Below are 24,651 nucleotides of genomic sequence, written 5' to 3'. Positions count from 1 at the left end.
CCCCCCCCCCCCCCCCCCCCCCCCCCCCCCCCCCCCCCCCCCCCCCCCCCCCCCCCCCCCCCCCCCCCCCCCCCCGGGACCCTATCCCCCGATGGAGGACATCGATGTTCGGCGACTACTCGCTTGGTGACCTTGGCTCCATCTTCGTCATGCAGGGCTTTGCAGGACTGATCCTGTTCTCCGTCTACGTCCTGATGGCGCTCGGTCTTGCGATCATCTTTGGCCAGATGGGCGTTATCAACATGGCGCATGGCGAGTTCATGATCCTTGGGGCCTACGTCACCTGGATGACCTCGAATTTCTTCCAATCCTATTTGCCGAGCTTGTTCAGCGGCTACTTCTTCCTCGCGATGATCCTGGCCTTTGTCGCGTCCGGTGCGCTGGGGATGCTGGTGGAATGGGTGCTGATACGGCATCTCTACAAGCGCCCGCTCGACACGCTGCTTGCGACCTGGGGCCTCAGCCTGATGCTGCAACAGGCCTATCGCTCCGTGTTCGGCGCGCGCGAGGTCGGCGTCGAGCTGCCGCAATGGATGCTTGGCTCGCTGCACGTGACCGACAGCATCGAAGTGCCGATCAACGGCGTCTTCGTGATGTGCCTCACCGTCTTGATCACCGTCGGCGTCGCCTACGTGATGTACAAATCGCGCTGGGGTCGCCAGGTGCGCGCCGTCGTGCAGAACCGCATCATGGCCGGTGCCGTCGGTATCAACACCGAAAAGGTGGATCGCTACACGTTCGGCCTCGGCTGCGGCATTGCCGGTGTCGCCGGCAGCGCCTTCACCATGATCGGCTCGACCGGGCCGACCTCCGGACAGCTCTACATCGTCGATACGTTCCTGGTGGTCGTGTTCGGCGGCGCGGCAAGCCTGCTCGGCACCATCGCATCGGCCTTCTCGATCTCGCAGACCCAATCCACTCTCGAGTTTTTCCTGTCGGGCTCGATGGCCAAGGTGCTGACGCTGCTTGCCGTTGTCGGAATCCTGATGCTGCGGCCGCAGGGTCTCTTCGCCCTCAAGGTCCGCAAATAACAAGAAGCAGGCAAGTCATGGTCATCAACTCACGCTTCTTCAATCGATCCGAGCTCATGGGCTTCCTCGTGCTGGCCGCCGTGCTGTTCGTGATCCTGCCGCTCTCACTGGATGTGTTCCGTCTAAACTTGGTCGCGAAGTATCTGACCTACGCCTTCGTCGCGCTCGGTCTGGTGCTGTGCTGGGGCTACGGCGGCATTCTCAGTCTGGGGCAGGGCGTGTTTTTCGGCCTCGGCGGCTATTGCATGGCGATGTTCCTCAAGCTGGAAGCCTCCAGCGTCGAGAACACGAAAATCCAGTCGACGCCGGGCATCCCGGATTTCATGGACTGGAATCAGATCACGTCACTGCCGCTGTTCTGGCAGCCGTTTCATAGTCTCACCTTCACCATCCTCGCCATCATCCTGGTTCCCGGCATCTTCGCGCTGATCATCGGCACCGCGATGTTCAAGCGCCGCGTCGGCGGCACCTATTTCGCGATCATCACCCAGGCCGTCGCGGCCATCCTGACCATCCTGATCGTCGGTCAGCAGGGCTACACCGGTGGCATCAACGGCATGACCGACCTGCGCACCCTCAAGGGTTGGGACATCCGGCCCGACCACGCCAAGGTCATCCTGTACTTCGTCGAGGTGGTGCTGCTGTTCGCCTGCATCGGTATCGCGCAGTTCATTCGCCTGACCAAGCTCGGCCGCATCCTGGTGGCGATGCGCGAACAGGAGGATCGCGTCCGCTTCTCCGGCTACAGCGTCGCCAATTTCAAGATCTTTGCGTTCTGTATGGCCGCGGTTTTCGCCGCGATCGGCGGGGCCATGTTCGCGCTCAATGTCGGTTTCATGTCGCCGTCCTTTGTCGGCATCGTGCCGTCGATCGAGATGGTGATCTACACCGCGGTCGGCGGACGGATGTCGATCTTTGGCGCGATATGGGGGGCCATTCTGGTGAACTTCGCCAAGACCAGCCTTTCGGAGTCCTTCCCGCAACTCTGGCTGTTCGGTCTCGGCGCGCTGTTCATCGCGGTCGTGCTTGCTTTCCCGAACGGCCTGTCGGGGCTCTGGGCCGACTATGTGCAGCCGCGCATCGATCGCCTGTTCGCCTCGCGCAAGAAGCCGGGCTGGAGCGACAATTCGGTTGCCGACGGCGCACCCGCAGAGTGAGGAGACCATCATGCTCGTCGGTCATCACGATGCCGATGCCACGCTGGCAGTGAGGAGATAGATCATGCTCGTCGGTCATCACGATGCCGATGCCACGCTGGCAGTGAGGAGATAGATCATGCTCGTCGGTCATCAGCCCAAGGAATTCCTGCTCGCGGTCTCCGGGCTGACGGTTTCCTTCGACGGCTTCAAGGCAGTCAACGATCTCTCGTTTTACATCGAGGAGAACGAGATCCGCGTCATCATCGGCCCCAATGGGGCCGGCAAGACCACGGTGCTCGACCTGATCTGCGGCAAGACCAAGGCGACCGAAGGCTCGATCCAGTTTCGCGGTACCGAGCTGACGAAGCTGAAGGAGAACGAGATCGTCAAGGCCGGCGTCGGCCGCAAGTTCCAGACGCCGTCGGTGTTCGAAGACCTCACCGTGTTCGAGAATCTCGAGATCTCGTTTCCGCGCGGCCGCACCGTATTCGGCTCACTCACTTTCCAGCGTGACCAGCCGGTGAAGTCACGCGTCGAGGAGGTCGCCGAGATGATCTTCCTCAAGGACAAGCTCAACACTTATGCCTCCGAGCTCAGCCACGGCCAGAAGCAATGGCTCGAGATCGGCATGCTGCTGATCCAGGACCCCGACCTCTTGATGCTCGACGAGCCCGTCGCCGGCATGAGCGTCTCCGAGCGTGCCAAGACGGCCGAGCTGCTCAACCGCATCATCAAGAACCGCTCGGTGCTGGTGATCGAGCACGACATGAAGTTCGTCGAGGACATCGCGCACAAGGTGACCGTGCTTCACCAGGGCCAGATCCTCTCGGAAGGGACCATGGAGAAGGTGAAGAACGACCCCAAGGTCATTGAAGTTTACTTGGGTCATTGAGGAGCACGCTGATGCTGGCAATTTCCGATCTTCACGTCGCCTATGGCCAGAGCGAGGTGCTGCATGGGCTCAACGTCAAGGTCGCGCCCAACGAGATCGTGGCGATCATGGGCCGCAACGGCATGGGCAAGACCACGCTGATGAAATCGCTGATGGGCATCCTGCCGGCCAAGAGCGGCTCGGTGACCATGGACGGCGCCGAGCTCGGTGCCTTGCCGAGCTACGCGCGCGTTGCCAAGGGCCTCGCCTATGTGCCGCAAGGCCGCATGATCTTCTCCACCATGACGGTGAAGGAGAACATCGAGACCGGCCTCGTGGTCTCCGGCGGAACCGAGGTGCCCGGTGACATCTACGAACTGTTTCCGGTGCTGCTGGAGATGAAGGACCGCCGCGGCGGCAATCTCTCCGGCGGTCAGCAGCAACAACTCGCGATCGCTCGCGCGCTGGCAACAAAACCAAAAGTGCTGCTGCTGGACGAGCCGACCGAAGGCATCCAGCCGTCGATCATCAAGGAGATGGCGCGCACGCTCAAGCGCATCCGCGACGAGAAGGGGCTTTCGATCGTCGTGTCCGAGCAGGTCCTGAGCTTCGCGCTCGATATCGCCGACCGTGTGCTGGTGATCGAGAACGGCGAGATCGTCCGCGACGATCCGCGCGACGCCGTCGACGCCGCGCAGGTCTCGAAATATCTGTCCGTCTAACCAACCGTGTAAAAGGGGAGCATCTCGATGCCAGAGACACTGATCAAGGTCGATCTCACCAAGTCGGCCTATGAAAATGACATGGTGCATAACCGCTGGCACCCCGACATTCCGATCGTGGCCTGGGTCAATCCTGGCGACGATTTCATCATCGAGACTTATGACTGGACCGGCGGTTTCATCAAGAACAACGATTCCGCCGACGACGTCCGCGACATCGATCTGTCGATCGTGCACTTCCTCTCCGGCCCGATCGGGGTCAAGGGCGCCGAGCCCGGCGACCTCCTCGTCGTCGACCTGCTCGACGTCGGTCCGATGAAGGAGAGCATGTGGGGCTTCAACGGCTTCTTCTCCAAGCAGAACGGCGGCGGCTTCCTCACCGATCATTTCCCGCTGGCGCAGAAGTCGATCTGGGACATCAAGGGCCTCTACACCTCGTCGCGGCATATTCCGGGCGTCAACTTCGCCGGCCTGATCCATCCCGGCCTGATCGGCTGTCTGCCCGATCCGAAGATGCTGGACACCTGGAACAAGCGCGAGGCCGAGCTGATCGCGACCAATCCGACCCGGGTGCCCGGCCTTGCCAATCCGCCGTTCGCGCCGACCGCTCATGGCGGCCGCGCCAAGGGCGAGGTCAAGGACAAGATCGGTGCTGAGGGCGCGCGCACGGTGCCGCCGCGGGAGCATGGCGGCAATTGCGACATCAAGGATCTTTCTCGCGGCTCGAAGATCTACTTCCCGGTCTACGTGCCCGGTGCCGGTCTCTCGATGGGCGATCTCCACTTCAGCCAGGGCGATGGCGAGATCACCTTCTGCGGCGCGATCGAGATGGCCGGCTGGCTGCATCTGAAGGTCGAAGTTATCAAGGACGGCATGGCGAAGTACGGTGTCAAGAATCCGATCTTCAAGCCGTCGCCGATCACGCCGAACTACAAGGACTATCTGATCTTCGAAGGCATCTCGGTCGACGAAGCCGGCAAGCAGCACTATCTCGACGTCACCATTGCCTATCGCCAGGCTTGCCTGAATGCGATCGAATATCTGAAGAAGTTCGGCTACTCCGGCGCCCAGGCCTATTCGATCCTTGGCACCGCACCGGTTCAGGGTCACATCTCAGGCGTCGTCGACGTGCCCAACGCCTGCGCCACGCTATGGCTGCCGACGGAGATCTTCGACTTCGACGTGATGCCGTCCTCGGCAGGTCCGATCAAGCACATCAAGGGCGATATCCAGATGCCAATCTCGCCGGACAAGTAATCCCTGCGCGACGGGATGCGGGACGGCGTATCTGCCGCCCCGTATCCGCCGCGGAATGGTTTCTCTTACAGGCAACAGCGTAGGGATGATGCGATGCCGGTCTATGAATATCTCTGTGACGATTGCGGTCCGTTCAAGGATATGCGCCCGATGGCCGAATGCGACGATCCGCAGGTCTGTCCAAGTTGCGAAATCATGGCCCCGCGGGTCATTCTGACCGCGCCGAATTTCTTCTGCATGCCGTCGGAGACGCGCAAAGCTCACGCGGTCAACGAGCGCAGCACGCATGCGCCGCAGACACTGGCGCAATACAAAGCCGCGCACGGTCCCGGTTGCGGCTGCTGCTCCACGGGCAAGAAGTCATCGAAGAACGCGTCGGACAAGAAGAAGCCGGCGCGGCTGGTGACCAAGACCAGGAGCGGCGCCAAGGGCTTCCCCACCGCGCGGCCCTGGATGATCAGTCACTGATTCACGCGGCAATCTCAAACAGAGTAAAGGAGCAATTCAATGCTTCACGGTGACATCTCCAGCAGCAACGACACCGTCGGCGTCGCAGTGGTCAACTACAAGATGCCCCGCCTGCACACCAAGGCCGAAGTGCTCGATAACGCCCGCAAGATCGCCGACATGGTGGTGGGCATGAAGACTGGCCTTCCCGGCATGGATCTGGTGATTTTTCCGGAATACTCCACCCAGGGCATCATGTACGATTCCAAGGAGATGTATGAGACCGCTTGCGCGGTGCCCGGTGAAGAGACCGCGTTTTTTGCGGAGGCCTGCCGCAAGGCCAAGGTGTGGGGCGTGTTCTCGCTGACCGGCGAGCGCCACGAGGAGCATCCGAACAAGGCGCCCTACAACACCCTGATCCTGATGAACGACAAGGGTGAGATCGTGCAGAAGTACCGCAAGATCATGCCGTGGGTGCCGATCGAGGGTTGGTATCCCGGCAACTGCACCTATGTCTCCGACGGCCCGAAGGGAATGAAGGTCAGCCTGATCATCTGCGACGACGGCAACTTCCCGGAGATCTGGCGAGACTGCGCCATGAAGGGGGCCGAACTGATCGTGCGCTGCCAGGGCTACATGTATCCGGCCAAGGAGCAGCAGGTCATGATCTCCAAGGCGATGGCGTGGGCCAACAACGTCTATGTCGCGGTCGCCAACGCCGCCGGCTTCGACGGCGTCTACTCCTATTTCGGTCACTCCGCGATCATCGGCTTCGACGGCCGCACCCTCGGTGAATGTGGCGAGGAGGACTACGGCATCCAATATGCCCAGCTGTCGAAGCATCTGATCCGCGATGCACGCCGCAACGGTCAGTCACAGAACCATCTCTACAAGCTGGTCCATCGCGGTTACACGGGTATGATCAATTCCGGCGAGAGCCCGCGCGGCGTCGCCGCCTGCCCCTATGATTTCTACAAGAACTGGATTGCCGATCCCGAAGGCACGCGGGACATGGTCGAGGCGATGACGCGCGCGACGCCTGGGACCGCCGAATGCCCGATCGACGGCATCCCGAATGAAGCGGCGCCCACCAATTACTGAGCCGTGGCCCAAACCAGTGTGTGTGAAGGCGTGCCGCTCGCTCCCGTTGGGACGCGGCGCCGCCCCAGATGATCAATCATTGATGTGAACGACGGTCAATACTGCGACCGAGCCGCACACGCACACGTCGTGGATCGACCAGGCTGCGCCGGAAAAGCGTGCCTCTGGTGCAACATGGTCAGCGGAATCAGTCCGGTTTTGCTGCCCCCCAGCGATTCCGCCGATTCCGTAGTTCCACGGAGTGGCCCGGCGGCCTAGTTTGCCGGCGGCGCCGCTGGGGAGCGCTGGACTGAGGGCATCAAAGTGGAATTTGGGCCGCCGACGGCTGGTCGAATTGGGCTGCGCCTTGCCGCGGTCGCTTCGTCTGTCGTGGCGGTCGTTCTCAGCCTCGGCCTATCGGCGATACCTGCGCAGGCGGACTGCGCGCCCGACCCGGCGGCAAGCGGGCAGACCGTCACCTGTAGCGGCACCGATGCCGACGGCTTTGCGGCAGGCGGCGGCGTCACCAATCTAACCGTCAATGTGCTGACTGGTGCTAGCGTCAACGATAACGGCACGGCGGCGATCAACGTCAATGACATCAACGTCATCACCAACAACGGCACGGTGTCGGCGGGCTCGGGCCTCACCGGCATAAATGGCGGCAATTCGAACACCGTGACCAACAACGGCGCCATCACGGTGCTTGATAACGGCCTCGGTATCTCCGCGCTCGATCACAACATCATTATCAATGCCGGGACCGTCACCACAGGCGACCACGGCAGCGCGATCTCGGTAGGAAACAACAATAGCATTAGCAACAGCGGTGCGCTGTCCATCGGCACATCGGGCGCGGCCATCTTCGCGGTCCAGAGCAACACGATCACCAACGCCACACGGGCACGATCACCGGCCTCGATGATTCAATCGGGATTTACGCTTCGTTCGGTGGCACGACCGTGACCAATGCAGGCGCGATCAAGGTCGGCGATTCCTCGGGCTTCTCCGGCGGCATCGTTGCGATTATGGATAACAACACGGTCACCAACGCTGCCACCGGCACGATTTCCGTCGGGCAGAGTGCCGCCGGCATCTTTATGCAGGGTAATTTTCAGACCGTCAGCAATTTCGGCGCCATCACGGCCAGCGACTTTGGCGTTGGCATCGCCTTGTTCGGTGATGACGCCAAGGTGACCAATAGTGGTTCGATCAAGTCGGGCGACGGCGCATCCGCCGGCATTGCGGTGCAAGGCAATCGGACCGCGATCAACCAAAACGGGACGGTCAGCGTCGGTCTGGGCGGTGCGGGCATCGCGTTTACGGGCCTGTCCTCCACGATCAGCAACAATGGACGGATCACAGGGGCCGATTTCGCCGAGGGCATCGTAGCTCTCGGTGATTCCAACACCATCATCAACAGCGGTACGATCACCGTCGGCGATTCCGGCTTAGGCATCGACGTGAGCTCGTTCACAACGACAAACCAGATCGTCAATACCGGAACCATTACCGTCGGTGCTGGCGGTGTCGGCATCAGCGCGAACGGCGGGGCCAACGTCTTCAACTCGGGGACCATCAACGCTGCGGCCGGAATTGCTGCAATCGAGTTTTGTGTCTGCGGCCCCAACACACTGACGCTCGGACCCGGCAGCATCATCAACGGCCTGGTGCTAGGGACCGGCGCCGACACCTTCCAGCTCGGCGGCACCGGCAAAGATACGTTCAACCTCGACCTGATCGGTCCCCTTCTTCAGTATGACGGCTTCTCGACCTTCAACAAGGTCGACAATTCGAACTGGACCGTGACCGGCACGGGTAATCAGGACTGGAATGTGCTGGGCGGCACGCTCACGCTGGTCGGCACCATCAACGGCAATGTAAGCATCGCGACCGGTGGCACATTCGGCGGCGTCGGCAGTGTCAACACGATCAACGTCAATGGTGGCATGCTGTCGCCGGGCAACCCGACCGGAACGCTCAACGTGAACGGCGATCTCACCTTCACGACGGCGTCGGCGTACATGGTGCAGGTCTCAGGTACGAGCAACGGCATCGCTGTGGTCACCGGGACCTCCACGCTCAATGGGGCCACGGTTACAGTCGTCCCGACCGGCTCGATCGCGAAACACTACACGATCCTGACTTCGGCGACGCTTCCCGACAAATTCAATCCGGCCGTCGCGGGTCTGTCTTCGAACCTGAAGGCCAGCCTGAGCTACGATCCCAACAACGTCTTTCTGGATCTCTCGCTAGGCTACGGTCCAGGTCTCAACGTCAATCAGCAGAACGTCGCCAACGCCCTGACGAGCGTCTTCAACCGGACCGGCAGCCTTCCCGTGGCTCTCGCGAATCTCTCGCCGGCGGGGCTGACACAGGCCTCGGGCGAGTCGGCGACCGGTACGCAGCAGACGACTTTCAACGCGATGAACCTGTTCCTCGGCCTGCTCATCGATGTATTTGGCTCGGAGCGTGGCGGGACGCCGGGTGCGACGCCCTTCGCCGACGAGACGAGCGCGAACGCATATGCCGCGATCAGCAAGGGCGCACGCGACAGGAACGCACGCGACGCTCTTGCCTCGATCCATCGCAAGACGCCGCCAGCGAGTTTCGAACAACGCTGGGACGTGTGGGCGGCCGGCTATGGTGGCTCGCAGACCACCGACGGCAATGCCGGCCTCGGCTCAAACAACACCAGCAGCAGCGTCTACGGCACCGCCGTCGGCCTCGACTACCGCTTCTCGCCGTCCACGATCGCCGGCTTTGCGCTTGCGGGCGGGGCAACCGGCTTCAACGTCAACGGACTCGGTTGGGGCCGCTCCGACCTGTTCCAGGCCGGCGCCTTCGTGCGTCATACGGCGGGACCGGCCTACATAACGGCCGCGCTGGCCTATGGTTGGCAGGACGTCACGACCAACCGCATCGTCACCGCCGCCGGCGTCGATCAGTTGCGTGCGCAGTTCAACGCCAACGCGCTCTCGGGCCGAATCGAGGGCGGCTATCGCTATGCCTCGCAGTGGATCGGCCTCACGCCCTATGCGGCGCTCCAGGCCACCGTGTTCAGCCTTCCGAGCTATTCGGAGTTCGCTGTGGTCGGCAGCAACATCTTCGCGCTGAATTATGCCGCCAAGGACGTGACCAGCACCCGCACCGAGCTCGGCCTGCGCGCGGACAAGTCATTTGCCGCAGCCGGCGGCCTGATGACCCTGCGCGGCCGCGTCGCCTGGGCACATGACTACAATCCGGATCGCGCCGTCGGTGCGGTCTTCCAGACGTTGCCGGGATCGGCGTTCGTGGTGAACGGCGCCGCCCAGGCGCACGATTCCGCACTGACCACGGCGGCGGTGCAGATGAGCTGGATGAACGGCTGGTCTGCGTCGGCGACTTTCGAGGGGGAGTTCTCGAACGTCACCCGCTCTTACGCCGGCAAGGGCGTCGTCCGCTACGCGTGGTGACGGTCTACCGCTTCTGCTGCGCCGGCTTGCGCGGCGGGCGCGGAGCGGCGACCGGTGTGGGTGTCCTGCTCATCTTGTTGGCGGCCTCGCTGACGTCGAGCAGCGAGCGACGGATGTCCTCGAGGAAGTTTGCCGATTTCTTCCTCATGGTGTCGGCGAGCTCGTGCAATCCCTGGATCTTTTCGAACAGCTCATCCGCTTTGCCGTCGGCAAAGCCGGGCACGACGCCTTCGATCTTTGTGACCGCCTTGTCGAAGCCGGCGAAGGCGCTGTCGACCTTGGCCATGACGGAATCGATTTCGCCGCCCTTGCTCCGGAGATCGGCGGTGTAGTTCTCGAACGTGCGCAGGCCCTCCTTGATCGCCGGGGCGTTGGTGACGATGGTGCGATCGACACTATGCAGGGTGTCGACGATCGATTCGGCGTCGCTGAGATCGGCGGTCAGCACGGGGACGCCGTCCGAGTCCAGCGGCACCGGCGGCGCGGAGGGCGCGCCGCCGATCAGTGACACCGCGGCGACGCCGGTGAGACCCTGGAACTCGATGCCCGCCACGGTGTCCTTGCGGATCGGCGCGGTATTGTCCAGCATCACCAGGGCCACGACCTTGCGGGGATTGTCCAGCTTGATCGACAGGATCTGGCCCGCGGGGACGCCGTCGAAATTGACCGGTCCGCCGCGGCGCAATCCGCTGGCGGAGCCGCCCTCGAATACAACGCGCAACGGGCTGCGGCTCTGGAGGGTGCGCCATTTCTGCACGCCGAGCACGCCGCCGAACGCCACGGCGATCACCGCCAGCGTCGCCGTTCCGATCACCAGATTGCTCGCGCGTGCCATGCGGGATGATTTTACGGCCAAAGCGGGGAAGTTGGAAGGATGATGCTGTGGCCGCAATAATAGGATGGGCGGGTTAGGGAAGCGTAACCCGCCACTTCCTCTCGCGTTTGTCGCAAGGATTAGCGGATTACACTGCGCTAATCCGCCCTACGCGACATCAATGCCCGGCGGCGCGTTTGGCCGCAGCATTGTTCAGCACGATCAGGGCATCGACGGCGACGCCTGTTTTGGCATTGATCAGGAACGGATTGACGTCAATCGAGGCGATCCGGTCGCCGGCGTCCGCGATCAGGTTGGACAGGCCGACCAGCGCCTTCACCGCGGAGGCCTCGTGCAAGGCCGGCTTGCCGCGATAGCCGCGCATCTTGATACCGGCCTTGGTCCGGCCGATCAGAAGCCGGGCCTCAGCCTCGTCCAGCGGCGCACCGGCGAGCGCGACGTCCTTCATCAGCTCGATGTCGATGCCGCCGGTGCCGAACAGCACGACCGGACCCATCTCGGCATCGAGAGAGGCGCCGACCACGAGTTCCAGATCGGCCTTGACCTGTTGCGCGATCAGGATGCCGTCGAGCTTCGGCTTGCCCTTCAGCTTGTTCACCCGCGCGGTGATGTCGACGAATGCCTTCTTCACCTCGGCTGGGTTGTTGAGATTTAGCACCACGCCGCCGATGTCTGATTTGTGCAGGATCTCGGCGCTGACGACTTTTGCCACGACCGGGAAGCCGATCTGCTTGGCGATCTTCACGGCCTCGGCTGCTGTCTGTGCGATTGCCTCCTTCGAGATCGGGATGCCATAGGCCTTCAGGAGCTTCTTCGAGGCGACCTCATCGAGCGCGGCGCCGGTTGCCGATTTCAGCGCCTTCTCCAGCACCGCGCGGGCGGCAGGCTTCGAGCTCGAGACGATATCAGGCACTTCCTTGCGCAGCTTGGCGTAGTCGAGCAGCGACTTGATCGCATTTACCGCGCGATCCATGCCTTGCAAGACGGCGAGATGCGGCAGCGATTTGCGCAAGGTCTTGGTGAATTCAGTAAAGCCGATCGACATCGCGCTGATATAGATCACCGGCTTGCCGGCCCGGCTCGCCATCTCGTCGACGATGCGCAGATTGCGCTCGCGCAGCTCGTGCGGCGCCTTCGGCAGCTCGGCATCGATGATGACGATATCGATATCGGGGTCGTCGATCATCAGCCCGATCGATTTCATGTAGACGGAGGGATCGACCACAGCGGCAAAGCCAGCGTCGAGCGGATTGCCGACGATCGAGCCCGGCCCGAGCATCTTTGCCAGCTCCGAGCCGACATGCGAGCTGAGTGGTGCAAAATTCAGGCCTTCTGCATCGAAGGCGTCGATCAGCATGCCGCGCTTGCCGCCGGATAGCGTCACCGCAGCGAGCCGGTCGCCCCTGGGCACAGCGGCGTGGACGAAGCATTCGGTGGTCTCGATCAGTTCGTCGAGCCCACCGACCCTGATGACCCCTTCGCGTGTTGCAATGGCGTCGAATGTCTCGATCGAGCCCGCAAGCGCGCCGGTGTGTGCCATCGCCGCCGCGCGGCCGCCCTCGGATGCCCCGAGCTTGAGCGCGATCACCGGCTTGCTCGCGGCGCGCGCCGCCTTGCAGGCGTCCCGGAATGCCTTGGTGTTGCGGACGCCTTCGAGGTAGACCACGATCACCTTAATGCTCGGATCCTCGGCGAAATAGCGCATCAGGTCCGGCGTCTCGAGCCCGGCCTCGTTGCCGGTCGTCACCATGTAGCCGACCCCGACGCCGCGATCTTCCAGTGCCTGGCGGATCGCCATGACGATGGCGCCGGACTGCCCGGCAATCGCCACCGCGCCCTGTTCCATGGTGACGATACGGTCGTCGATATTGGTGAAGAGCTTTTCGCCGGCGCTCAAATTGCCGAGGCAGTTCGGGCCGGTGACCGCCAATCCCGTCTCGCGCACGGCCGCTTGCAGTTCGGCGGCGAGCTTCTGGCTCTCCTCGTCCTGCAACTCGCTGAAGCCCGAGGTGACGATGGTGGCCGAGCGCGCGCCGGCCGCGGCGGCATCGCGGATCACCTGCACGGCAAAGCGCGCCGGCACCAGCACCAGTACGTGGTCCGGCTTTTCCGGCAGGCTTGCAAAGTCCTTGTAGCAGGGGACACCCCAGATGGCGTCGCGCTTGGCGTTGACCGGATAGAGCCCGCCCTCGTAGCCGTATTTGACCAAATTGTTCCAGATGCGCTCGGCATAGTTGCCGGGCTTGTCGGTCGCGCCCACCAGCACGATGTTGCGCGGATGCAGCATGGCGTGGATGCCCTTGACGATGTCGCTGGCATCGGGCGGCGGAGACCATGGGCGCGATGAACCGGAGGCGGCAGATACGCGAGCTTCCATGGTGTGACCTCACCTGTTGTTCTTGTTGGCGGTGCGTCACTCTGTTCTATGGCGAGTTCTTCGGACTGGCAACCAGTTGGGCGGGTATGCCGTGCGATGGAATGAGCGCGCATCAAGCTCTGGTGATCGGCGATCGATGAAGACGCGATGGCCGTAGACGACGTCGATACGCGGACAGGTCGGGGACGGATTCAAGAGGGGACGGATCGAGTGCTAACCGCTATTCATCGGCTCCGATCAGGGTGGCATGAAGGATGTAGCGCTCGGGGCCGGACGCGATGGCATCGAATGGCCAGCAGGTCGCGAGCACGAGCTCAAAGCCCTGAGTTGCGTGACCGAGACCTGATGCATCGAAACGAACGACAGCGGAGGAATCCGCGCGAAAACGAAAGTGCTTGCCGTCACTGCGTGTGACATCGATTACGTCACCAATGGCGACATTCCGCAGGAAGCGGAAATGAGTGTCGCGATGCGCTGCATATACGGCAACACCCCGCTCGCCCGCGTCAGCCGTTTGGCGGAGATGGCCGGGCCCAAAAGCGAGCGCCTGGCCGCTCGTGCCTTCCAGCACGATCGCGCTGGCGCCGATCCGCCTGACCTCGATCCGCGCGACCGGCCAGGTGTCGGCCCATGACCATGGCCTGACGACCTCGCCGGTCGCAACGCTCCGGTCGAACGCGCGCTCCAGCAGCACCTGCGCGAGCCACGCTTTGGCATGGATGTAGGCGCCGTCGCCGAACAGGATGATGCCGATCAGGGCGAGAACCAGGGGAGAGATGAAGCGGGGCATTGTTTCCACACTCGTCATTGCGAGCGAAGCGAAGCAATCCAGAATCTTTCCGCGGAGGCAGCCTGGATTGCTTCGCTGCGCTCGCAATGACATCAAAAAGGCGCGCGCGGCCGTTGGTGTGGGACGGGCAGCCGCGCGCGCTAACAGAGGAGTTCGGGGGGCTCCTCTCTCAAGCGGCGTCAGCGAGCAAGGACTGACGCCGGTTGAACACGAACAGGATTAGGGCGAGCACGACCAGGATCAGGCCTGCGGTCATTTTCAGCTCGGCCGAGGTCGCGGTCTTGGGCAGGCGGATCGCATCCGGTGCAGCAGGCGTCGGCCGCCTCGTGGCCGGCTGGTTGCGCGCATCGGCGTGACGCTCGCGGAGCTGCGCCGGAGCCTGCTGTCGTTCGCCAAAGACCTTCGCGAAATCCCAACCGGCCGGCAGGTTGATCGGCAATTCGCCGAGCTTGAGCGGCTCGCCTTCGGGACGGCTCGGCGTCTTGTCGACCGCGACGAGGCTGGTGAGCCGCGTAACGATCTGATGGTCGAGCGCCAGTGCCAGGATCGCCTTGTCGGAGTCTTCGGACGTCATCTCGCGCAGGGTGCGCGCCACTTCCGCATCGTCGATCTTGCGCTTGGCCCAAAGCTTCGACAGGCCTTTGCCTTCGGCCGCATTTTGCAGCGGCAGCGTCACCGACCATGGGCGGTCGCCGACGCGGCCTTTGATCTCGACCGAGCCCGCGAGCGTGTCGAGCTTTGCCGCCAGCACCAGCGGCTCGTCGCGATAGACGTCGGGAATGATCGTCGGTGTGACGTCGGCCTTGGCTTCGGAGAACTTTGCGCTCAGGCCCGTCACGGCCGGGTTCTCGAGCTTGGCAAACAGGCCGCGCATGCGCTCCTCGACCTGCTCGACGGAGCCGATATGGGTGAAGGCACCGCGGCCGAGCTCGGCGGCGCGGGTCATCAGGTAGGTGTTGGGCGCCGACCCGATGCCGACCATGAACACGCGCGAGCGGCCGCGCATCGCCGTGATCGTTTCGAACAATTGCTGCTCGTTGCCGATTGCACCATCGGTCAGGAACACGACCTGACGAACCATGCCGGCGTCGCCAAGCTTGTCGGTCAGCGCGGCCCGCATCGCCGGCACCATCTCGGTGCCGCCACGCGCCTGCAGCGCGCTGACGAACGAGGTGGCTTCACCGACACGCTCGGCATCCGCGGCCACGGAGGCCGGAAACAGCACGTCCATGGTGTCGTCGAAGCGGATGACGTTGAAACGGTCGGTGGGCTGGAGACGGGAGAGCGCGTAGGTGAGACTCGCCTTGGCCTGAACGATCGACGTGCCGCCCATCGAGCCGGAATTGTCGATCACGAACACCACCTCGCGCGGCCGTGGCTTCTGCGTCGCCTGCTCGGCGGCGGGCGGGGTGACGAAGGCGAGCAAATAATCGGCGTCGCCGACGCGCTCGCGGAATAAGCCGACCGACGGCGCCATCACGGCGGCCGGCTTCCAGGACAGTTCGAAATCGCGGTCGGCAGGCACGGCACCGTCGGCAAGCGAGACGATTCGCGTCGTTTTGTCCGGGCTCTCGACCTTGACGTTATGGTGAGGGCTCTTGATCTCGCCGAGCGCAAAGCCGGCGTTCAGGCGTACCGTGATGCTGGTCGGATTGACCGGCGCATCCCTGGCGGGATCCAGCACGGGCGGCGAGATACGATCGCGGTCCGGCACCGGGTCCGAGTTCGTCGCGTCCCAGCCGGAGCCATCGTTGCGGAAATCGACGCTCTGGACGATCGGCGCCGGATTGTAGCGAGGCCCGACCACCAGCGGCAGGCGCAGCGAATATTCGTTGCCGGATTGATGCACCGGCTCCTGATATTCGATCTGCACCAGCACGGTTTCGCCGGGGCCGATATTGGCGACCGAGTTGGTGAAGATGTTCGGCCGCTCCTGTTCCGTGAGCGCGGCCTTCTGGCCGGCGCGGCGCGCCTCTTCGTAGATCACGCGCGCCTGCTGCCGCTCCTTGATGTCGCCGACGATGACGCGGTCGCCGGCCACCATCTTCAGCGAATCGACGCCACCGCCGGCGGGGAGCGGATAGACATAGGTCGCCTCGACCCAGTCCTTGGTCGGGTTGCGGAAGATTTGGGTGACTCGTGCTCGCAGTGTCGGGCCCGAGACCGTGATGTCGACGTCGATGCCGAGGCGGATCGCTTCCGTGTAGGCCCCGTCCTCCTTCAGAAGCAGGGTGCCGGACTTGGCGTCGCCGGGCTGAAGCAGGCTGGCCTGCTCCGTCGTTGCCGACCAGCCCGGCTGGAAGCTCACCAGCAGCGCCACGAAGGCGACCAGCATCACCGCGATGCCCTGCGCCAGAAGGAACAGTCCGACCACGATGAGTCTGCCCAGCCAAGGGTGTTCGTTGCTGTCCGTCGTGTCGTAGGTATCCATTTGGCCTGCTCCCGAGGATGTTTGCTGGCTCTGAGCATCCGCCGGGACGGCCCGATCTCGCGAGCAGAATGATCGGCAATGATCCGCCGCGGCCGGCCCGCGCGGCCTGCCGCCGGGTGGCCAAGTGCGGTTTTGTGCTGGTTTGTCCGCCCTGCTAGGATGTCGTCCTGGAGCAGGGCCACGATGCAGACGCAGGACAAATTCGCCGACAAGCAGCTTTCGGACGAGCAGAGTCGCGAGATCGCGGAGACCATTCGCGAGGAGCTCGCCAGGCGCCGGATCTCCCGGCAGGCGCTGGCCGAGCAGGCCAAGCTCAGCCTGTCCACGCTGGAGAAGGTGCTCGGCGGCCGACGGCCGTTCACGCTGGCGACCACGGTGCGGCTGGAGCAGGCGCTGGGCGTCTCCCTGCGCAGAAGCTCCGCCATGGTGGCGCCCCCGGCCGCAAGCGATGTCGCGCCCGACAGCCTCGGCTCCTATGCCCATCGCGCGGTGACCTGGCTTGAGGACGTCTACATCACGCTGCGACCGTCGTTCGGCGACAAGGACGCGATCTTCGCCTACCGCACCGAGATCGTCTGGGAGCCGAAGGTCTCTTCACTGGTGTTCCGCGAGGGGGAGCGGACCGATGCCGCCTATGAACACACCGGCGAGGTCGCGGTGCCGCATCAGTCCGGCTTCATCTATCTCGTCATCATCAAGCATGGTCAGCATCGCGTGATCACGGTGTCGCGGCCGACGGTCGCCGGCGAGATGTACGGGATCATCTCGACGCTCCGCGCCGGCCCCGGCTCGCAGCTGACGCCGATCGCCGCGCCGATCGCCTATGTGCCGCTCAGGAATGTTCAGAAGCCGTCGCTGGGACGGATCGGGCCCGACGATGAAAACCACGCGTCGTATCGAAAGCACCTGCGCCGCACGGTCGAGGAGTCCTTCGCACTGTTCCTGCCGGGTTAGCACACAAAAGAATAGCGGCCTTTCGGCCGCTATTTTCGTCGAGGTCCGTGCGATCGTCGCGAGCTAGCCGCCCGTTTCGGCGCTGATGATGTCGCCGAACAGCTCCCACTGGCCTTTCTTGAACCGCCACATCTTGAGCTGCTCGATCGGCGCGAAGTCCGTTGCGGAGGTGTTGATCTTGATGCCCGGGATCAGGGTGTCGGGGACGAAGTCCTTGAGGCTCGCTGCCTGCTTCATCACATTCTCGCGGGTCAGATTGTCGCCCGCCTGCTTCAGCACCTGTACCATCGTCTGAGCCGCGGCATAGGCGTAAACCAGATTGGCGTCGGAAATATTTGCACCGGGCATGTACTTGTCGATGAAGACCATGAACTTCTTCATGCCCTCATCATCCTTCCACTGCGGATCCGAGGCATCCTTCAGATAGCCCGCCGACAGCACCCCTTCGGATGCCTCGAGGCCGGCCGGCTTCATCACCGCGCCGATCGACACCGAGACATCAGTCATGAGATGCATCGGCTTCCACTCAAGCTCCGCGATCTTCTTGATCGCCTGCGCCGCGAATTTCGGGGTCGCGATGTTCACGAAGACATCGGCGCCGGTGCCCTTGAGCTTGACGATATGAGCATCGATCGAGGGTTCCGACGTCTCGTAGCTCTCTTCGGCCACGATCATTTTCGATGCCTTCTCACCGAACACGTCCTTGATCCCGGCGAGGTAGTCTTTGCCGAAATCGTCGTTGGCATAGAAGATGGCAACCTTCCCGTCCGGCTTCTCCTTCAGAATATATTTGGCGAAGATCTGGGCTTCGACGCGGTAGCTGGGCTGGAAGCCCATGGTCCAGGGGAAGTTCTTCGGATCGTTCCACTTGCTGGCGCCCGTGGCAAGGAACAGCTGCGGCACCTTCTTGGCGTTTTGATATTTCTGCACAGCGGTCTGGGTCGGCGTGCCCAGCGCGTTGAACACCAGGAAGACCTCGTCGCTCTCGATCAGCTTGCGGATCTGCTCAACGGTCTTCGGCGGCGAATAGCCGTCATCGTAGGAGATCCAGTTGATCTTGCGGCCGTTGATGCCACCCTGATCGTTGATCATCTTGAAATAGGCTTCCTCGGTCTTGCCGATGACGCCGTAGGCGGAAGCCGGGCCGGAATAGGCCTCGACATTACCGATCTTGATCTCCGTGTCGGTGACGCCCGTGTCGTACGCTTTTTGAGCATGGGCGCTTTGGGTTGTGAGCAGCGCCAACGCCGTTGCTGCGGCAAGCAGGGGGAGTTTCTTGTTCATGAAAATTCCTTAAATCCCTTGAGGTTTCTTCTGGGTCGGAGCAGGCACGTCGAAAAAGAAAAGCGCCCACGAGAGGGCGCTTTGATCAGGCGTTGGCAGCTATCTTGTCGACTTCCGAGGCGCCTGAGAATTCCTTACGCAAGGTCGGCTTGTGGATCTTGCCGGTCGCGTTGCGGGGTAACGCATCGACGAAGCAGACCTGGCGTGGACATTTGAAGCGCGCGAGATTCGCCGCGCAGTGCGCGAAGACATCGGCCTCGGTCAACCGCTGGCCGGGCTTGATCGCGACGATGGCGAGGCCGACCTCGCCCCATTGCGCATCGGGAATGCCGATCACGGCGGCTTCCGCGATGGCGTTGAGCTGGTGCAGGACGTTCTCGACCTCGGCCGGATAGACGTTCTCGCCTCCGGAGATGTACATGTCCTTCCAGCGGTCGACGATGTAGTAAAAACCTTCCTCGTCGACGCGTGTCGCGTCGCCCGTGTGCAGCCAGCCATCGGTGAACGACGTCTTGTTCGCCTCCGGCCTGTTCCAGTAGCCGGGCGTGATGTTCGGTCCCTTAACCCAGAGTTCGCCGAGCTCGCCGACATCGGCGTCGCTGCCATCAGGGCGAACAATGCGCACTTCCGTGTGCAGCACCGGCTTGCCGGCGGAGCCGGCCTTCCGTGCCGCATCCTCGCGGTCGAGCACCAGCACGGCCGGCGAGGTCTCGGTCATGCCGTAGCCCTGCTGGAGTGCGACGCCGCGCGCCTCCCAGACCTTGAGCAGCGGCACCGGCATCGGTGCGCCGCCGACACCGCCGACGATCAGGCGACCGAGGTCGGTGGTCGCGAAGGCCGGGTGCTGTGCCATGAACTGGTAGATCGCGGGCACGCCGAAGAACACGTTGATGCCCTGCGCGGGATCATTGATCAGACCAAGCGCCGTACCGGGATCGAAGGCGCGCATGATCATCACGGTGCCGCCGGCATGCAGCACCGGATTGGTGTAGCAATTCAGGCCGCCGGTGTGGAACAGCGGCAGCACGGTGAGCAGCACCGACGAGGGCCCGATGCAGGCGGGGCCGCCGAGATTGACGCAATTCCAGAAGGTCATGCCATGGGTGATGGTGGCGCCCTTGGGATGGCCCGTGGTGCCGGAGGTGTACATGATGGTCGAGACATCATCGAGGGTAACCTCCTCGATTGTCTCAAGCAGCTTTGCGGCGGCGATACCGGCCTCGTAAGTCCCGCCGGGACCAAGCAGCAGGCTGGTCGCAATGCCGCAGAGCTTTGCGACGGCAAGCGCCGTTTCGGCGAGATCGGTGTCGTGGATCATCACCTTCGGGGCGCAATCGCCGGTGATGAACTGGAGCTCGGGAACGGTGAGGCGGGTGTTCAGCGGTACGAAGACCGCACCTAGCCGTCCGCAGGCGAATTGCACCTCCAGCGTATCGGTCGTGTTCAGTGCCAGCACCGCGACCCGCTCGCCGCGTGAGACTTTCAGCGTGTGGCGCAGGAATGACGCGAGACGCGAGATACGCGAATCGAGCTGCGCATAGGTGAAGCGGCGCTCGCTCGCGAGGTCGATCACCGCAATCTTGTTCGGCGTGCGGCGGCCATGGTGGGCGATCCAGTCATAGTAACGAACGGCCAAGAATTCCTCCCTCGGCGGACTTGTGCCGCCCGCGTCCCTATTGCCGTGCACCATGCCCGGCATGGCCCTGGGGCCAGCCGGAGTTTGTGCGCCACGTCTTTTTTTGATCCGGAGTTGGCGCGCGCGCGGTGAAAATCGTCTTGCGTTGAGTTGCTAGAGCGGGCCTGCTCGGAGGGGAGCCCCGGCCAGCCACTCCGCGCAAGTGAGCCGCCAAGGTTCCGGCCATGGTGGACGAGACGAATCCGCCAGCAAGGCGAGAGTGCGATGATGAGCCCGTTCTATACCGCCGAGCATGACGCCTTTCGCGAGGTGATGCGCCGCTTCGTCGACAAGGAGATTGCGCCCTTCGCCCACGAGTGGGACGAGGCCGGCGAATTCCCGCGCGCGCTCTATCGCAAGGCGGCCGAGATCGGGCTCTTGGGGCTCGGATTCCCCGAGGAATATGGCGGGATCGCCGCCGACCAGTTCATGAAGATCGTCGCCAGCCAGGAGCTGGCGCGGGCTGGCGCCGGCGGCGTCAGCGCCAGCTTGATGAGCCATACGATCGGTTCGCCGCCGATCGCGCGGGCCGCGCGCGCCGAGGTTAAGGCGCGCGTGTTGCCTCAGGTGCTCAGCGGCGAAAAGATATCCGCGCTTGCGATCACCGAGCCGGGCGGCGGTTCTGACGTCGCGGGCCTCCGGACTAAGGCGCGGCGCGACGGCGATCACTACGTCGTGAGCGGTGAGAAGACCTTCATCACCTCCGGCATGCGCGCCGACTATCTGACCGTTGCGGTGCGCACCGGCGGTGAGGGCGCCGGCGGCGTCAGCCTGCTCCTGATCGAGGGGGATACGCCCGGCCTGTCGCGGACAAAGCTGAAGAAGATGGGCTGGTGGGCCTCTGACACCGCGACCCTGCATTTCGACGAGTGCCGCGTACCGGCGGAAAACCTGATTGGCGAGGAAGGCCAGGGCTTCAAGATCATCATGCAGAATTTCAACAGCGAGCGCATGGGCATGGCGGCGGGCTGCACCGCGTTCGCGCGCGTCTGCCTCGACGAGGCGATTGCCTATGCCAAGGAGCGCAAGACCTTTGGCAAGCCGCTCGCGCAGCACCAGGTGATCCGCCACAAGATCGTCGACATGGCGCAGAAAGTCGCCGCATCGCAAGCGATGCTGGAGATGCTGGCCTGGCGGCTGGAGCAGGGCGAAAGCCCGGTCGCCGAGATCTGCATGATGAAGAACCAGGCGACCCAGACGATGGCATTCTGCGCCTCTGAAGCCGTGCAGATTTTTGGCGGCGCGGGCTTCATGCGCGGCATCAAGGCCGAGCGCATCTACCGCGAGGTCAAGGTCAACGCCATCGGCGGCGGCACCGAGGAGATCATGAAAGATCTGGCCAGCCGGCAGATGGGGTTGTGACCTCGGTCGTTCCGGGGCGACGCGAAGCGTCGAACCCGGAATCTCGATATTGTAGGACTCATCTCTGGATTCCGGGTTCTCGCTTCGCGCGCCCCGGAATGACAAAGGGAAAGAAATGCTGTTTACCGCCGACCACGACGAGATCCGCCGTTCCCTACAAAAATTTATCGCCAACGAGATCAATCCTCATGTCGATGAATGGGAGAAGGCCGACATCTTCCCGGCGCACCAGCTGTTCAAGAAGATGGGCAGCCTCGGCTTTCTCGGGCTGAACAAGCCGGTCGAATTCGGCGGCTCCGGCCTCGACTATTCCTATGCGCTGATGATGGCGGAGGAACTGGGCGCCATTACCTGCGGCGGCGTGCCGATGGCGATCGGGGTGCAGACCGACATGGCGACGCCGGCGCTGGCGCGGTTCGGCTCGGACGAGGTGCGGCGCGAATTCCTGGCGCCCTCGATCTCCGGCGACTATGTGGCCTGCATCGGCGTCTCCGAGCCGGGCGCGGGTTCTGACGTCGCCTCGATCAAGACCAATGCGCGCTCCGACGGCGACGACTACGTCATCGATGGCGGCAAGATGTGGATCACCAACGGCACTCAGGCCGACTGGATCTGCCTGCTCGCCAATACGGGCGAAGGGCTCGTTCACCGCAACAAGTCGTTGATCTGCGTGCCGATGAAGACCAAGGGCGTCACCATCGCGCGCAAGCTCGACAAGTTGGGCATGCGCTCCTCCGACACCGCGCAGATCTTCTTCGACAATGTCCGCGTGCCCAGACGCAACCGGATCGGCGAGGAGGGCAAGGGCTTCACCTACCAGATGATCCAATTCCAGGAGGAGCGGCTCTGGGGCGCGGCCGCCTGCCTGAAGGCGCACGAATACATCATCAACGAGACCATCGAATACACCCGAAACCGTAAGGCCTTCGGGAAGTCGATCCTCGACAACCAGGTCGTTCACTTCAAGCTCGCGGAGATGCAGACCGAGGTCGAGCTGTTGCGTGCACTGATCTACCGTGCTGGCGAGGCGCTGGTGGCGGGCGAGGATGTCACGAAACTTGCGACCATGGCCAAGCTGAAGGCCGGGAGACTCGGCCGCGAGCTTACCGACGCCTGCTTGCAATATTGGGGCGGAATGGGCTTTACCAACGAGACGCCGGTTAGCCGCGCCTATCGCGACAGCCGCCTGACATCGATTGGCGGCGGTGCCGACGAGGTCATGCTGATGGTCCTGTGCAAGATGATGGGCACGCTGCCCGGCAGCAAAGGAAATTCCTGATGATCACGCTCTATCACTGCGATGCTGCGCGTTCCTTCCGTCCGCTCTGGATGCTGGAGGAGATGGGGCTTCCCTACGAATTGAAGATGCTGCCGTTCCCGCCGCGGGTCTTTGCGAAGGAATACCTCGCGCTCAATCCGTTGGGCACGATTCCTTTCATGGTCGATGGCGAGACCAGGATGACGGAATCGTCCGGCATCTGCCACTATCTCGGTGTCAGGCATGGACCGACACCACTGATGGTCGGGCCGGAAGATCCCGCCTATGGCGCGTTTCTGAACTGGATGTATTTCAGTGACGCCACGTTAACCTTCCCGCAGACGCTAGTGCTCCGATATACCCAGCTCGAGCCGGAAGAGCGCCGCAATCCGCAGGTCGCCGGCGACTATGCCAAATGGTTCTTGGGCCGGCTGCGCGCCGTGGAGGCAGCGACCGCAAATACCGAGGCCTTGTGCGCCGGCCGCTTCACTGCCGCCGACATCGTGATCGGCTACGCGCTCCGCCTCGCCGACAATATCGGGCTTGCCAAGGATTTTGGGCCAAATGTCGCAGCCTATTGGGCGCGCTTGCAGCAGCGCGATGGTTTCAAGCGCGCGGTTGCTGCGGAGCAACAGGCCGGCCTCGAGCAGAACGTGGCGCCAAGGGTGAGGGCTTAAGACTGGTCGTCCCGGCCCCCGTGCGCAATTGCGCACTAGGCGGGGACGGCGTTAGTTGAAGAGTTCCGGGCCCTCCCGCCATCCGTCCCGGAGTGCCGACCTTTTGCGCTTCATGATAGCGCTATCCCGCCGTGACAGCGCCCAGATTTCCGCTAAGGTGACCTCCGTCCGCAGCGGCCAAAGAGCCGCGCGAGGAGGATCCCAATGGAAGATAACGGTCGCGAATCCGACCATTTGATGCTGATCACGCCGGAGCGGGTATTCTATGCCGGCCTGCTCGGCCGCCCCCGCAAGCGGACGCCCGGCTGCTGCCATGTCTATGTCGCGGTGAAGGGCAGCCTGCATCTCACGATCGACGATGCTCTCGCCACCGGCGAGCTGTTCGTCACCCTGCCAAACCAGCGGCATTCCATTGCCAGCGATTACCGCACCGCGATCAGCGTAACGCTGGAGCCGGAGAGCATGCCCGATGGCGTGATCGAGGTCCTGGCCGAGCGGCTCACCGGACCCGACCGGGCCGTCTATGCCCGCAAGATCCTCGCCGCCTACACGCTGTTGCGCCAGCGTCGCTACGGCGACATCACCACCGCCGAATTCGACGAGATGTGTTTTGACGAAGCGCTGCCCCGCCGCGTGCTCGACCCCCGCGTGACGCGTGCGGTCGCCCGCATCGGTCGCTTCACGGGCGAGCCCGTGACGGCGGACACTTGTGCGGCGGACGCCGGACTTTCCGCTTCGCGTTTCCTGCATCTGTTCAAGGAAGAGACCGGCATCTCGTTCCGCTCCTTCCGCGCCTGGAAGCGGGCGCGTCACCTGTTGCACTTCGCCAACCAGGACCTCAACCTCGCCCATCTCGCGCAGGACATCGGCTATCCCGACAGCACCCATTTCAGCCACTCGATCCGCCGGTTCTATGGACTGAAGCCCCGCGCGATCTTCGTCGGCTCGCGGGATCTTGCGATTTATCGCAGCAGCGAGACGGTGAGGCTTGCGGAGGCGAGCTGAT

At 63.2% G+C, this 24,651-nt stretch carries 18 protein-coding genes and 1 pseudogene; 13 read left to right on the top strand and 6 right to left on the bottom strand.

Annotated elements, in window-relative coordinates; all coding sequences use genetic code 11:
* Nucleotides 1-104: 104 nt before the first annotated feature.
* The 8 genes and pseudogenes from urtB to AC0L3P_RS33680 all read left to right on the top strand — a co-directional run bounded on the left by urtB (nucleotide 105) and on the right by AC0L3P_RS33680 (nucleotide 10,002).
* Nucleotides 105-1,031, top strand: a complete 927-nt coding sequence (gene urtB, locus AC0L3P_RS33715) for an urea ABC transporter permease subunit UrtB (protein ID WP_211395282.1) — start codon at nucleotides 105-107, stop codon at nucleotides 1,029-1,031.
* A gap of 17 nt (nucleotides 1,032-1,048) precedes the next feature.
* A complete protein-coding gene (gene urtC / locus AC0L3P_RS33710) occupies nucleotides 1,049-2,188 on the top strand; it encodes an urea ABC transporter permease subunit UrtC (RefSeq protein WP_275168551.1) in 1,140 nt (379 codons plus the stop codon).
* A 118-nt stretch (nucleotides 2,189-2,306) separates the two neighbouring features.
* A complete protein-coding gene (urtD, locus tag AC0L3P_RS33705; protein ID WP_275168550.1) occupies nucleotides 2,307-3,062 on the top strand; it encodes an urea ABC transporter ATP-binding protein UrtD in 756 nt (251 codons plus the stop codon).
* A gap of 11 nt (nucleotides 3,063-3,073) precedes the next feature.
* Nucleotides 3,074-3,763, top strand: a complete 690-nt coding sequence (gene urtE, locus AC0L3P_RS33700) for an urea ABC transporter ATP-binding subunit UrtE (protein WP_007598073.1) — start codon at nucleotides 3,074-3,076, stop codon at nucleotides 3,761-3,763.
* Between the two features lie 27 nt (nucleotides 3,764-3,790).
* The gene (gene fmdA, locus AC0L3P_RS33695; RefSeq protein ID WP_007598072.1) at nucleotides 3,791-5,020 is read left to right on the top strand and encodes a formamidase; all 1,230 of its coding nucleotides are present in this window, start codon (nucleotides 3,791-3,793) and stop codon (nucleotides 5,018-5,020) included.
* A gap of 93 nt (nucleotides 5,021-5,113) precedes the next feature.
* Complete coding sequence (locus AC0L3P_RS33690) at nucleotides 5,114-5,488, top strand: FmdB family zinc ribbon protein (protein WP_473308590.1); 375 nt, start codon at nucleotides 5,114-5,116, stop codon at nucleotides 5,486-5,488.
* A gap of 39 nt (nucleotides 5,489-5,527) precedes the next feature.
* Nucleotides 5,528-6,568: an aliphatic amidase gene (locus AC0L3P_RS33685; protein WP_473308589.1), complete on the top strand. Its 1,041-nt coding sequence runs from the start codon at nucleotides 5,528-5,530 to the stop codon at nucleotides 6,566-6,568.
* A 303-nt stretch (nucleotides 6,569-6,871) separates the two neighbouring features.
* Nucleotides 6,872-10,002 (top strand): annotated as a pseudogene (locus AC0L3P_RS33680) (autotransporter outer membrane beta-barrel domain-containing protein).
* Between the two features lie 4 nt (nucleotides 10,003-10,006).
* On the opposite strand, the gene AC0L3P_RS33675 reads toward AC0L3P_RS33680, so the two are convergent.
* From AC0L3P_RS33675 to AC0L3P_RS33660, 4 genes are all read right to left on the bottom strand, one after another.
* Complete coding sequence (locus AC0L3P_RS33675; protein WP_473308588.1) at nucleotides 10,007-10,837, bottom strand: MlaD family protein; 831 nt, start codon at nucleotides 10,835-10,837, stop codon at nucleotides 10,007-10,009.
* Between the two features lie 157 nt (nucleotides 10,838-10,994).
* Nucleotides 10,995-13,214 (bottom strand): acetate--CoA ligase family protein, encoded by a 2,220-nt coding sequence (locus AC0L3P_RS33670; RefSeq protein WP_473308587.1) that lies wholly within the window; start codon nucleotides 13,212-13,214, stop codon nucleotides 10,995-10,997.
* A gap of 220 nt (nucleotides 13,215-13,434) precedes the next feature.
* On the bottom strand, nucleotides 13,435-14,004 hold the full coding sequence (locus AC0L3P_RS33665; protein ID WP_473308586.1) for a class GN sortase: 570 nt from the start codon (nucleotides 14,002-14,004) through the stop codon (nucleotides 13,435-13,437).
* Between the two features lie 169 nt (nucleotides 14,005-14,173).
* Nucleotides 14,174-16,435 (bottom strand): marine proteobacterial sortase target protein, encoded by a 2,262-nt coding sequence (locus AC0L3P_RS33660; RefSeq protein WP_473308585.1) that lies wholly within the window; start codon nucleotides 16,433-16,435, stop codon nucleotides 14,174-14,176.
* Between the two features lie 183 nt (nucleotides 16,436-16,618).
* Between AC0L3P_RS33660 and AC0L3P_RS33655 the strand changes: the two genes are divergently transcribed.
* Nucleotides 16,619-17,389 (top strand): helix-turn-helix transcriptional regulator, encoded by a 771-nt coding sequence (locus AC0L3P_RS33655; RefSeq protein WP_354063787.1) that lies wholly within the window; start codon nucleotides 16,619-16,621, stop codon nucleotides 17,387-17,389.
* Nucleotides 17,390-17,452: 63 nt separating this feature from the next.
* Here the strand turns inward: AC0L3P_RS33655 and AC0L3P_RS33650 are convergent, their stop codons facing one another.
* Together AC0L3P_RS33650 and AC0L3P_RS33645 are read right to left on the bottom strand one after the other, a co-directional pair.
* Nucleotides 17,453-18,673 (bottom strand): ABC transporter substrate-binding protein, encoded by a 1,221-nt coding sequence (locus AC0L3P_RS33650; protein ID WP_275168541.1) that lies wholly within the window; start codon nucleotides 18,671-18,673, stop codon nucleotides 17,453-17,455.
* 85 nt (nucleotides 18,674-18,758) lie between these two features.
* The gene (locus tag AC0L3P_RS33645; protein WP_354063789.1) at nucleotides 18,759-20,309 is read right to left on the bottom strand and encodes an acyl-CoA synthetase; all 1,551 of its coding nucleotides are present in this window, start codon (nucleotides 20,307-20,309) and stop codon (nucleotides 18,759-18,761) included.
* 264 nt (nucleotides 20,310-20,573) lie between these two features.
* Between AC0L3P_RS33645 and AC0L3P_RS33640 the strand changes: the two genes are divergently transcribed.
* The 4 genes from AC0L3P_RS33640 to AC0L3P_RS33625 all read left to right on the top strand — a co-directional run bounded on the left by AC0L3P_RS33640 (nucleotide 20,574) and on the right by AC0L3P_RS33625 (nucleotide 24,650).
* Nucleotides 20,574-21,710 (top strand): acyl-CoA dehydrogenase family protein, encoded by a 1,137-nt coding sequence (locus AC0L3P_RS33640; RefSeq protein ID WP_354063793.1) that lies wholly within the window; start codon nucleotides 20,574-20,576, stop codon nucleotides 21,708-21,710.
* Nucleotides 21,711-21,825: 115 nt separating this feature from the next.
* Entirely contained in the window at nucleotides 21,826-22,989 is a 1,164-nt protein-coding gene (locus AC0L3P_RS33635; protein WP_473308584.1) for an acyl-CoA dehydrogenase family protein, read from the top strand.
* Nucleotides 22,989-23,645 carry a glutathione S-transferase family protein gene (locus AC0L3P_RS33630; protein ID WP_354063797.1) on the top strand — a complete coding sequence of 219 codons (657 nt, stop codon included), beginning with the start codon at nucleotides 22,989-22,991 and terminating at the stop codon, nucleotides 23,643-23,645. Before AC0L3P_RS33635 ends, AC0L3P_RS33630 begins: the two co-directional genes overlap by 1 nt.
* 204 nt (nucleotides 23,646-23,849) lie before the next feature.
* Complete coding sequence (locus AC0L3P_RS33625) at nucleotides 23,850-24,650, top strand: helix-turn-helix domain-containing protein (RefSeq protein WP_473308583.1); 801 nt, start codon at nucleotides 23,850-23,852, stop codon at nucleotides 24,648-24,650.
* The last annotated feature ends 1 nt before the right edge of the window (nucleotide 24,651 follow it).

It is taken from the genome of Bradyrhizobium sp. WSM4874 (assembly GCF_055811835.1).
This window is presented reverse-complemented; position numbering and strand designations above follow the sequence as displayed.

Coding starts and splice junctions, on each gene's coding strand:
- urtB (WP_211395282.1), top strand. CDS start 105: ATGTTCGGCGACTACTCGCTTGGTGACCTTGGCTCCATCTTCGTCATG.
- urtC (WP_275168551.1), top strand. CDS start 1,049: ATGGTCATCAACTCACGCTTCTTCAATCGATCCGAGCTCATGGGCTTC.
- urtD (WP_275168550.1), top strand. CDS start 2,307: ATGCTCGTCGGTCATCAGCCCAAGGAATTCCTGCTCGCGGTCTCCGGG.
- urtE (WP_007598073.1), top strand. CDS start 3,074: ATGCTGGCAATTTCCGATCTTCACGTCGCCTATGGCCAGAGCGAGGTG.
- fmdA (WP_007598072.1), top strand. CDS start 3,791: ATGCCAGAGACACTGATCAAGGTCGATCTCACCAAGTCGGCCTATGAA.
- AC0L3P_RS33690 (WP_473308590.1), top strand. CDS start 5,114: ATGCCGGTCTATGAATATCTCTGTGACGATTGCGGTCCGTTCAAGGAT.
- AC0L3P_RS33685 (WP_473308589.1), top strand. CDS start 5,528: ATGCTTCACGGTGACATCTCCAGCAGCAACGACACCGTCGGCGTCGCA.
- AC0L3P_RS33675 (WP_473308588.1), bottom strand. CDS start 10,837: ATGGCACGCGCGAGCAATCTGGTGATCGGAACGGCGACGCTGGCGGTG.
- AC0L3P_RS33670 (WP_473308587.1), bottom strand. CDS start 13,214: ATGGAAGCTCGCGTATCTGCCGCCTCCGGTTCATCGCGCCCATGGTCT.
- AC0L3P_RS33665 (WP_473308586.1), bottom strand. CDS start 14,004: ATGCCCCGCTTCATCTCTCCCCTGGTTCTCGCCCTGATCGGCATCATC.
- AC0L3P_RS33660 (WP_473308585.1), bottom strand. CDS start 16,435: ATGGATACCTACGACACGACGGACAGCAACGAACACCCTTGGCTGGGC.
- AC0L3P_RS33655 (WP_354063787.1), top strand. CDS start 16,619: ATGCAGACGCAGGACAAATTCGCCGACAAGCAGCTTTCGGACGAGCAG.
- AC0L3P_RS33650 (WP_275168541.1), bottom strand. CDS start 18,673: ATGAACAAGAAACTCCCCCTGCTTGCCGCAGCAACGGCGTTGGCGCTG.
- AC0L3P_RS33640 (WP_354063793.1), top strand. CDS start 20,574: ATGATGAGCCCGTTCTATACCGCCGAGCATGACGCCTTTCGCGAGGTG.
- AC0L3P_RS33635 (WP_473308584.1), top strand. CDS start 21,826: ATGCTGTTTACCGCCGACCACGACGAGATCCGCCGTTCCCTACAAAAA.
- AC0L3P_RS33630 (WP_354063797.1), top strand. CDS start 22,989: ATGATCACGCTCTATCACTGCGATGCTGCGCGTTCCTTCCGTCCGCTC.
- AC0L3P_RS33625 (WP_473308583.1), top strand. CDS start 23,850: ATGGAAGATAACGGTCGCGAATCCGACCATTTGATGCTGATCACGCCG.